Origin of the sequence: Bradyrhizobium sp., assembly GCF_004799445.1 — a bacterium.
Lineage (GTDB): Bacteria > Pseudomonadota > Alphaproteobacteria > Rhizobiales > Xanthobacteraceae > Bradyrhizobium.
Genome location: NZ_SSNA01000020.1, coordinates 1 through 8,571 on the forward strand (window position 1 = coordinate 1; position 8,571 = coordinate 8,571).

At 60.7% G+C, this 8,571-nt stretch carries 6 protein-coding genes; 2 read left to right on the top strand and 4 right to left on the bottom strand.

Going from position 1 to position 8,571, the window contains the following annotated elements:
- Positions 1 to 144: 144 nt before the first annotated feature.
- The 3 genes from E8A46_RS01795 to E8A46_RS01805 form a co-directional block, all read right to left on the bottom strand.
- Positions 145 to 1,059 (bottom strand): MBL fold metallo-hydrolase, encoded by a 915-nt coding sequence (locus E8A46_RS01795; protein ID WP_291556593.1) that lies wholly within the window; start codon positions 1,057 to 1,059, stop codon positions 145 to 147.
- A 153-nt stretch (positions 1,060 to 1,212) separates the two neighbouring features.
- Positions 1,213 to 2,544: an MFS transporter gene (locus tag E8A46_RS01800; RefSeq protein WP_291556595.1), complete on the bottom strand. Its 1,332-nt coding sequence runs from the start codon at positions 2,542 to 2,544 to the stop codon at positions 1,213 to 1,215.
- 159 nt (positions 2,545 to 2,703) lie between these two features.
- Positions 2,704 to 3,774, bottom strand: a complete 1,071-nt coding sequence (locus tag E8A46_RS01805; RefSeq protein ID WP_291556598.1) for a Gfo/Idh/MocA family oxidoreductase — start codon at positions 3,772 to 3,774, stop codon at positions 2,704 to 2,706.
- 250 nt (positions 3,775 to 4,024) lie between these two features.
- Between E8A46_RS01805 and E8A46_RS01810 the strand changes: the two genes are divergently transcribed.
- On the top strand, positions 4,025 to 4,915 hold the full coding sequence (locus E8A46_RS01810; protein WP_291556600.1) for a hypothetical protein: 891 nt from the start codon (positions 4,025 to 4,027) through the stop codon (positions 4,913 to 4,915).
- A 298-nt stretch (positions 4,916 to 5,213) separates the two neighbouring features.
- Complete coding sequence (locus tag E8A46_RS01815) at positions 5,214 to 6,944, top strand: alkaline phosphatase family protein (protein ID WP_291556602.1); 1,731 nt, start codon at positions 5,214 to 5,216, stop codon at positions 6,942 to 6,944.
- Positions 6,945 to 7,183: 239 nt separating this feature from the next.
- Here the strand turns inward: E8A46_RS01815 and E8A46_RS01820 are convergent.
- Positions 7,184 to 8,571 (bottom strand): cytochrome c peroxidase (locus E8A46_RS01820; protein ID WP_291556604.1); only part of this gene is annotated, 1,388 nt, incomplete at its 5' end.

Below are 8,571 nucleotides of genomic sequence, written 5' to 3' on the forward strand. Positions count from 1 at the left end.
TAGAGCCTTTTCCGTTTCGATTGAATCGAAACGGGGCTCTAGATTCTTGATTTGACGCGTTTTCTTGACGCGAACCGGTCTCCACTTCGCTTGAAAACGCTTTAGCGGCAAGCGACGGCCCTGGATTTCGCTGGGATCAGCGGCTCACGGCGCTTCCTTGTAGGCCATCGTGATCGCTCGCGTCGCGTTGCCCGGGCGAAGCCATCCCGGATATTTGGTCTGCAGCTCCGCGGTAACCACCTTGACGGCATCCTCGACACTCTTGCCCTGGCTCTTGGCCGCCTGCGTCTGTGCCAGCAGATCGACCATGTAGGCGCGCTGCTCGGCGAACATGGCGCTGTCGCCGGGCGGGCTATGGTCGGGCAGGATCAGCGCCGGCTTCAGCTCCGCCGCGCGATCGAGCACCGAGATCCAGCCCTTGATGGTCGTTTTCGTTCCGATCGGCAGAATGGTGAACTTGTTCTGGACGATGTCACCGGAGATCATCACCTTCTCCGGCTCGACGAAGAACACGATGTCGCCGTTGGTATGCGCGGGCCCGAAATAGACCATCCGCACCGTGACATCACCGAGATCCAGGGTCATCTCGTTGTCGAACAGAATGTCGGCCTTGTCGATGCCGGCATCGACCAGCAATTCCTTGTTGACGTCGGAGCGCGATCGAAAGAAATCGATCATGCCGGCGCCGGATTCTTCCAGCTCTTTCTGCTGGGCGATGTTGCGGATCACCACGGTGTCGGCCGGAAAGCCGCTCTGACCGGTGACATGCTCGGGGTGGAAATGGGTGGTGGCAAGATAGAGCTTGCCCTTGCGCAGCTTCTCCATCACGGCGTCGACCGTGGTGCCGTTGCGTTTGCCGAGACCGGTGTCAACGACCAGCGTGCCCTTGCTGCCCACCACGATTCCGATATTCGGATTGCCGTAGATCGCCCAGACATGGGGCGTCAGTTGTTTGACGTCCTTGTCATTCAGCACGATATTTTCAGGCTGCTGCGCGAAGCCTGCAGCAGGCAGCGCCAGAAGTCCAAAACAGAAAGCGATGACGGCTGATCTTTGCATTTCAATCCCCCCTTATCCCGGTGATCTCTTGAACAATCGAACGTCCGGCTGTTCGGCCACCTGTGGCCCGGATACTAGGCGATAGACCGCGGTTGCGCCAGCGTCAGCAGCGATCGTTCCGCGCCAATGCGCCATCCCTCGGCGACTGCAATTCTACCGATGACGGTCGACGACGGACTTTTCCGGATCGATCAGGAAAATCCAGATCAGCGAACCGGCGGCCAGAACCGCAGCGGTGACGAAAAAAGGGGCAACCCAGGAGCCCCGCTCTACCAGGAAGCCGAACACAAGAGGCGAGATCGAGGCGCCGACGGCGCCGACCATGTTCATGACCGCGGTGACCGTTCCGCTTGAGGTGCCGCCAACATCCATCGGCACGGCCCAGGCCGGCCCCAGCACCAATTCCAGAAAGAAATTCGAGGCCGTCAGGCAGAGAATCGCGGTGATCGCACTCTCTGTCATGCCGGCGGGGATCAGCAGCAGTGCCGCAAGAAACAGGCCGGGCGCGGCCACGACACGGCGCGCCAGCCTCAAATTGCCGGTCCGGCGAAGGACGTGGTCGGTCAGAAGTCCGCCGGCGAGATCGCCGACCATGGCCGAGATCAGCGGCAGCGACGCCAGATAGCCCACCGAGTTCAGCGAGAGATGGCGGAATTCGAGGAGATAGGTCGGAAACCAGCTGACGTAGAAATAGGCGCCATAGAAGAAGCAGCCATAGGCCACCGCGATGAACCACATGTTGGGCGAGGTGAAAATCGACCGCCACGGAACGTCGGAGCGGAGCAGCGTGGCCGCAGCATTGCCCTCTCCGTTCGGCAACGACCCGCGAATATGTGCGAGTTCTTCGGCATTGACCCGCGTTTCGTCCTCCGGACGATTGCGATAGAAGAACAGGAACACAACCGACCAGGCAATGCCCAGCAGCGCGAAAATGTAGAAGATCCAGCGCCAACCCCACGCGTTCATGATCATCACCGCGGCCAGCGGCGTGATCGCGATGGCGAGGCGGCTGAAACAATGAGTCATGCCCTGGACGAACCCGCGCTCGGATTTTGGAAACCAAAGCTGCATGGCCCGGCTTGCGGTCGGAAAGGCGCCGGCCTCGCCGAGCCCAAAGGCAAAGCGAACCGCAAACAGCGAGGTTGCGCCCGAGGCCCAGGCGGTGGCGGCGGTCATCAGCGACCAGAACGGCACGATCACCAGAAGAACGCGCTTGGGTCCGAAGAAGTCGGCGAGCCAGCCGCCGGGTACCTGACCCGCCGCATAGGCCCAAGCGAACGCGCTGAAAAACAGCGCGACTTCGGTCTTGCTGAAACCGAACTCCTTGGCCATCTCAGGCGCGGCAATCGAAATATTGCTGCGATCCATATAGGTGATCATGTACATCAGGCTGATCAGCAGAAGCACATACCACCTGATGTTGGTACGCTTCGCGCCGGCGAGCTTAGCCGCCGCGCCATTTTCTGCGGTGACATCCGCGGGCATGAAACCTCCGTCGCTCCCTGATCGGATGGTTCACCATCCGCCGTTTTCTTGCGGCCGCCACGTTAAGCGTCCGTCGTCAGCCGTCGCCCATGCACACACCGTCCCGAGCGCGCTGGAGGATTTTCCGACGCGTCGCGCAAACAGTTCGGTCGTCAGATCCTACAGACCGGCGGCAAGTCGGGCCGGTCGTTTATTCTCGAGCGGAAGTGTCACGGGTTCATTCAGTTCGGCCGACAGGTCGGCGGCGATGTAAAGCTCCATCACACGTCGCGCCTGTTCGGGCGTCACGAGCACCGGCCGGTCCAGGGCCACCGCTTCGACGAAATGCACCGTCTCGGACGCCATCGGGCCGGCATAGACGTGTCCGACCGGTTCACCGGGCATGGTCGACATCGGAAACACCGCGCCATTTTTCATGGTGTTGAGCATGACGTCGCGATGGGTATCGTCGACCATCAGGGCGCCTTCGGTCCCTATCATCTCGATCCACGTCGAGGAGAAGTTGGGATAGCCGGGTGGCAGGCTCCAGCCACCACCGACGACAAAGCTCAGGCCCGAGTCCATCGTCACGGTCATCCATTGCAGATCCGGGATATCGTTTCCCGTCGACTCGCGCATCGCGCCGTAGTTTACCTGCGAATAGACACGCACCGGTTTGGCCGGTTCCAGACACCAGAGCACGAAGTCAAGGTCGTGCGTCGATTCCATGGCAGCTGGCGACAGCTTGACGCGGCCACTGATTTTCTTGCCAAGGCTGCGCGAAATATGCCGGCTCACCAGCGCGCTGACGGGCTTTCCGATCGTTCCGTCGCTGATGCACTTTTTCACATAGGCGAATTTTGGGTTGAAGCGCTGCGAGTAGCCGATGGTGAATTTGAGTCCGTTGGTGCGGGCGATTGAAATAAGCTCGTCCGCCTCCTCGAGTTCAAGCGCGATCGGCTTTTCGAGAAAGACATGCTTTCCGGCGCGGAGAAAATCCCGCGTCATCGGAAAATGCGTCGTCTCGGGCGTCGCGCAGACGAAAACCGCGGCAATGTCCTTGTTTTCGAGCAAGGCGCGATAGTCCCCGGTCGCCGATTTGGCGCCGATCGACGCTGCAACTTCCTGCAGCCGTTCGGGGCGATTTTCCGCAACGTGAACGCCGCTCACCAGCGGGTGCGCCGCACAAGCCTCCGCCCGAATTCCCCCGCACCAGCCGACGCCAACGACGGCTACCTCGATCCGATCCATTTACGTCCTCCGACCCTGCATTTTCTAAACTTTATTGTTGGCGTGAATCCGGCCGGGGCGGTCCCCCGGGGCGCAGATCGAGCTGTTTATCGATCGATTAACACAGTCCGCCGCAAGCCCGATGTCAAGTGGGGACCTTGGGTGCGGCGCGGGCCGGCGACTTTGGCCGGACAGCCATTCATTGCCCACTGTTGGCTTGGGGTGTCACGCTGCACTATGATGGCGTCATCCTCATCCGGGACCTCAGTCCATGCAGCCAAAATTCGACCGCGGCGCCGAAGATCTCGGCAACTCGATCCATCTCGAACACGTCAACGTCCAGGTGCCCGACCAACATTTGGCGACATTGTTTTATGTCGCGGGACTAGGGCTTACCCGTGACCCCTATTTGATGGTGTCCGACGACAACATGTGGGTCAATGTCGGCAGGAGCCAGTTCCATCTGCCCAGCGGCAAGCCGCAGGTGCTGAGAGGCCATACCGGGCTGGTGATCTCCGGCCGCAACGCGCTGCTCGACCGGCTCGCGAAGGTCACGAAGAAATTGGACGGCACGCAATTCGCGTTCCGCGAGCACAACGATTATGTCGAGGCGACCTGTCCATGGGGCAATCGCGTGCGCTGCCATGAGCCGGACGCCGCACGCTTCGGGCGCATCACGCTCGGTATCCCCTATGTCGAGTTCGAGGTCCCCGCGGGCAGCGCAAAGGGCATTTGCGACTTCTATCCGCAGGTGATGGGGATGCCGGCCGCGCTCAACAACGGCGACGCCACCGTCGCCTCCGTGAAAATAGGCAAGGACCAGCATCTGCGATTTCGCGAGACTGACCGGCCGCAGGGGGAATATGACGGCCACCACGTGCAGATCTATATCACGAATTTCTCCGGTCCCTACCGCGCGTTGACCGAGCGCGGCCTGATCTACAGTGAGGATAATCAATACCAATATCGCTTTCGCGATATCGTCGATCCTGCTGATGGCAGGCCCCTGTTCACCATCGAGCACGAGGTGCGCAGCGCCACTCACCCGATGTATCTGCGACCGCTGATCAACCGCAACCCGGCGCAGACCAACCGCACATTTGCCTCGGGCCATGACCAATGGCTGTGGGCGATGGGTCCGGACCAGTACGACCCGGGATAGCGAAGCGCACGCACAGAGGTCCGGTTTTTCCGGGTGAGCGCCGTTCGCGCGCGCCTGCATTATCTGGTCGGCACAGCCGGCAGAACCGCGGCGCTTCGCTCGCGACGCGGTGCGTATCGCATCGCTCTATCGCGCTGGGTACATTTTCCGCGGGGGGCATCGATAGGCTTTCGGCTCCAGTTATCTGTCGCAGACGTATCAACCAGCCGTCACAAATTTTTCTTAAGGCTGTGACGCAGCTCTGAAACGTTCCGCGCGGCAACTCACGCCGCAACAGATAAACTTACGGAGAAATTCCATGATCTTGAAAAGGATTGCCCTTGGCATGCTTGCCGGGGCGGCTCTTGGTGCGACCGCGAAGGCGGCCGACGTCGACCACGTATTGCTGATCAGCATCGATGGAATGCACGCGCTGGACTACATCAATTGTGCATCGGGAGTCAGCGGAGTGAACGGAGGCGATCCGTATTGTCCGCATCTCGCGGCGCTCAGGACGACGGGTATCAACTATCTCGATGCCTCGACGTCGAAACCATCGGACTCCTTCCCCGGACTTATGGCCATTGTGAGTGGCGGGTCGCCGCGCAGTGTGGGAGCGTTTTACGACGTCGCCTACGACCGGTCGCTCGACGCACCTGCGACGACGACAGGCAATGGCGTGGCTGGCAGCCCGAACGCCTGCACACCTGGTGCGGCGCCGACCGGCACCACCACCGAATTCGACGAAGGAATTGATCTCGATCAGAGCAAGCTCAATGGCGGCGGCACTGGCGACGGCGGTATCGCCTCGATCGATCCCCACAAACTGCCGCGGGATCCGGCCAGGGGGTGCGCTCCGGTCTATCCTTGGAACTTTGTGCGGACCAAGACGATTTTCGGCGTAATCCATGAGGCCGGCGGCTACACTGCGTGGTCCGACAAGCATCCGTCTTATTCGTCCGTCGCGGGTCCGGGCAACGGTCGCAATCTCGACGACTATTACTCACCGGAGATCAATTCAATTCCGGTGCCTCTCCGGGGCGTCGTCGCAAGCAGCACCGTCAGCTGCAGCCCGAACTTGCCGGATCAGACCGCGGTCTCTTCTTCGAACGCATGGACCGACAGTTTCCTGAATATCCAGTGCTATGACACCCTGAAGGTCAACGCGGTCCTCAACCAAATCGGCCGCAAAACGCATGATGGGTTGCACCCCGCACCCGTGCCGACAATCTTCGGAATGAATTTCCAGGCAGTGAGTGTCGGCCAGAAACTGATCGAGAAGTCTCTGACCCCGAAGGTGACGGGCGGCTATCTCGACTCCCAGGGAACGCCCTCGCCCGCGCTGCTAAGCGAAATCCAGTTCGTGGATGCGTCGATCGGTAAGATGATTTCCGCACTAAGGAGCTCGGGGGTATACGATTCCACCCTTTTGGTCATCACCGCCAAGCATGGCCAAAGCCCGGTAGATTCGTCCCGCTACACGGGGATCACGTCAAACGGACCGGTGACGACCTCGCCAGCCACCATTCTGGACAACGCCCATTGCCTGCCAACTTCCGAATCGCCCTCCAACCCCACCGGCATCGGGCCGACCGAAGACGACGTCTCGATGATCTGGCTCAACAACAGCTGCACCACGGCTCAGGCGGTCACCTTGCTCGAAACCCAATCCCCCGCCAACGCGAATACTGCGGGCATTGGGCAGATCTTCTCGGGGCCGGCGCTCGCTCAGCTGTTTAACGCACCGGGCCTGCCACCGCATGGCGATCCGCGGACACCGGATATCCTGGTTACGCCGAATGTCGGCGTGACTTACTCCGGGAGCAGCAAGAAGCAGGCCGAGCATGGCGGCTTCGCGCACGACGACACCAACGTCATTATGTTGCTGTCAAATCCGAAGATTGGTTCGTCAACGGTGACCAGCCCGGTCGAAACCATGCAGGTGGCCCCGACTATCCTTAAGGCATTGGGGCTCGACCCGAAGGCTTTGCAGTCGGTAGCGGTGGAAGGTACAGAAGTCCTGCCTGGCGCATTCAAATTCGAGCGATAAAACAAGCTTCGCCGTTTTGAATACGGCAATGCCCCGCAATCTGGAAGAGCGCGGCCTCAAGGCCGCGCTCTTCGAAGCACACGCCGAAAATTCTTCAGTCGCCTCGCCATATTTTCCCGCTCTTGCGCTGTTCGCCGCCGTATGAGGGCGATCTTCCTCGCGAGCCTTGGCCTCGCAGAACGGTTAAGTGCCTGACAAGGATACTCGCTTCGGTTTCTATGCTTAAGCAGCGTCGCGCTTTACTTTGCTGGCTCGTATCCGTCGTTCAGAGTCTTGAGGAATGCGATAATGTCGGCTTCGTCCTGCGCCGTCATGGCCGGCGTTTCGCCGAGATGCCGGTCGAAGGGCGGATCGCTCACGTCGACATTAGCCCGATACTGCAACGGAATATCGTCGAATTTCTGGACCGCCCCGTCGACCGCACGCGGATAGATTTTCTCCGGCTCGGTGTCGCGGAGATTGTAGAAATCGAGCACCTGCTGCAGCGTGTGGAACACCCCGTTGTGGAAGAACGTTTGGCGCGTGGCCGTGTTGCGCAAGGTCGGCGTCAGGAACATGCCGCAATATTGAGTCTGGTCGGCGATGTCGGTGCGAACGGGTCCGCAAACCCCGAGATCGAAATACTGCGAGTCTCCGTTGTCCGCGAGCGCGGCATTGCGCGGCGCGCCCAAGGCTTCATACTGAAAATCGGTAAAGAGCGGCGGCAATCCATCGGGACTTGGCTGCGAAATATGGCAGCCGCCGCAATTGGCCTTGTCCGGATCATTGAACAAACGATAGCCGCGCATTTCGCCGTCGCTGAGGCGGGCCTTGCCCTCGAGCCAATAATCGAACTTGCTCGTATAAGGGTGAAAACTGGGCTCCTCGATCTCATAGCGCGCGACGGCGAACATCGCCTCAGACACCAGCATCTGCGGGTTTCGGAAAATACTCTCGCCGAACAAGTCCGTAAAGCCTTTGGCATAAGGCGCATGACGCAGTTTCTCGGCGACTGTTTCGATGCTGCCGCCGTCCATCTCGCGCGGGTCAAGCAGAGGGGCGGCCGCCTGCATCTGCAGTGTGTTAGCGCGGCCGTCCCAGAACATGCCGCCCTGCGGAACGATGTTCACCGCGCTCTGCGAAGTCTGCGTCGCGGTTTTCTGCGCGCGGGTCGAGGTCTGGGCGAGCGCGGCCATTTGCGCCAGATCCATGGTCTCAGCCACCCGATCATCCGGGCCGATGCTGAACTCCGGCTGCCTTTCCAGATAGGTCAGTGAGGGGACGGCACGCGCGCCCTGCCGCGTCAGCGTGGGGCCGCCGAGCATCACCGGCCCGTCGTTCGGCGGGCCGTAGGCGTGGTCCGGACTGTGACACGAGACACAGGACAACTTGCCCGACGACGACAGGCTCGGGTCATAAAATATTTGCCGGCCGAGCTGCGCCATGGCGGAAAGGGGCGCGACAGGGCGGCGGACGAGATGGATCGGATGCGGGTTTTCGCCGGGCAAACCTTGTGGTTCAGCCGCGAAGACGGCGCCGGCCCAGAGGCCGGCGCCGAAGAGCCACAACAATGTGCGACCATGCATGATCAATCGCTCAGTGGCCTTAGTCGTGGTCGTGGTCGTGGTCGTGGTCGTGGTCGTGGTCG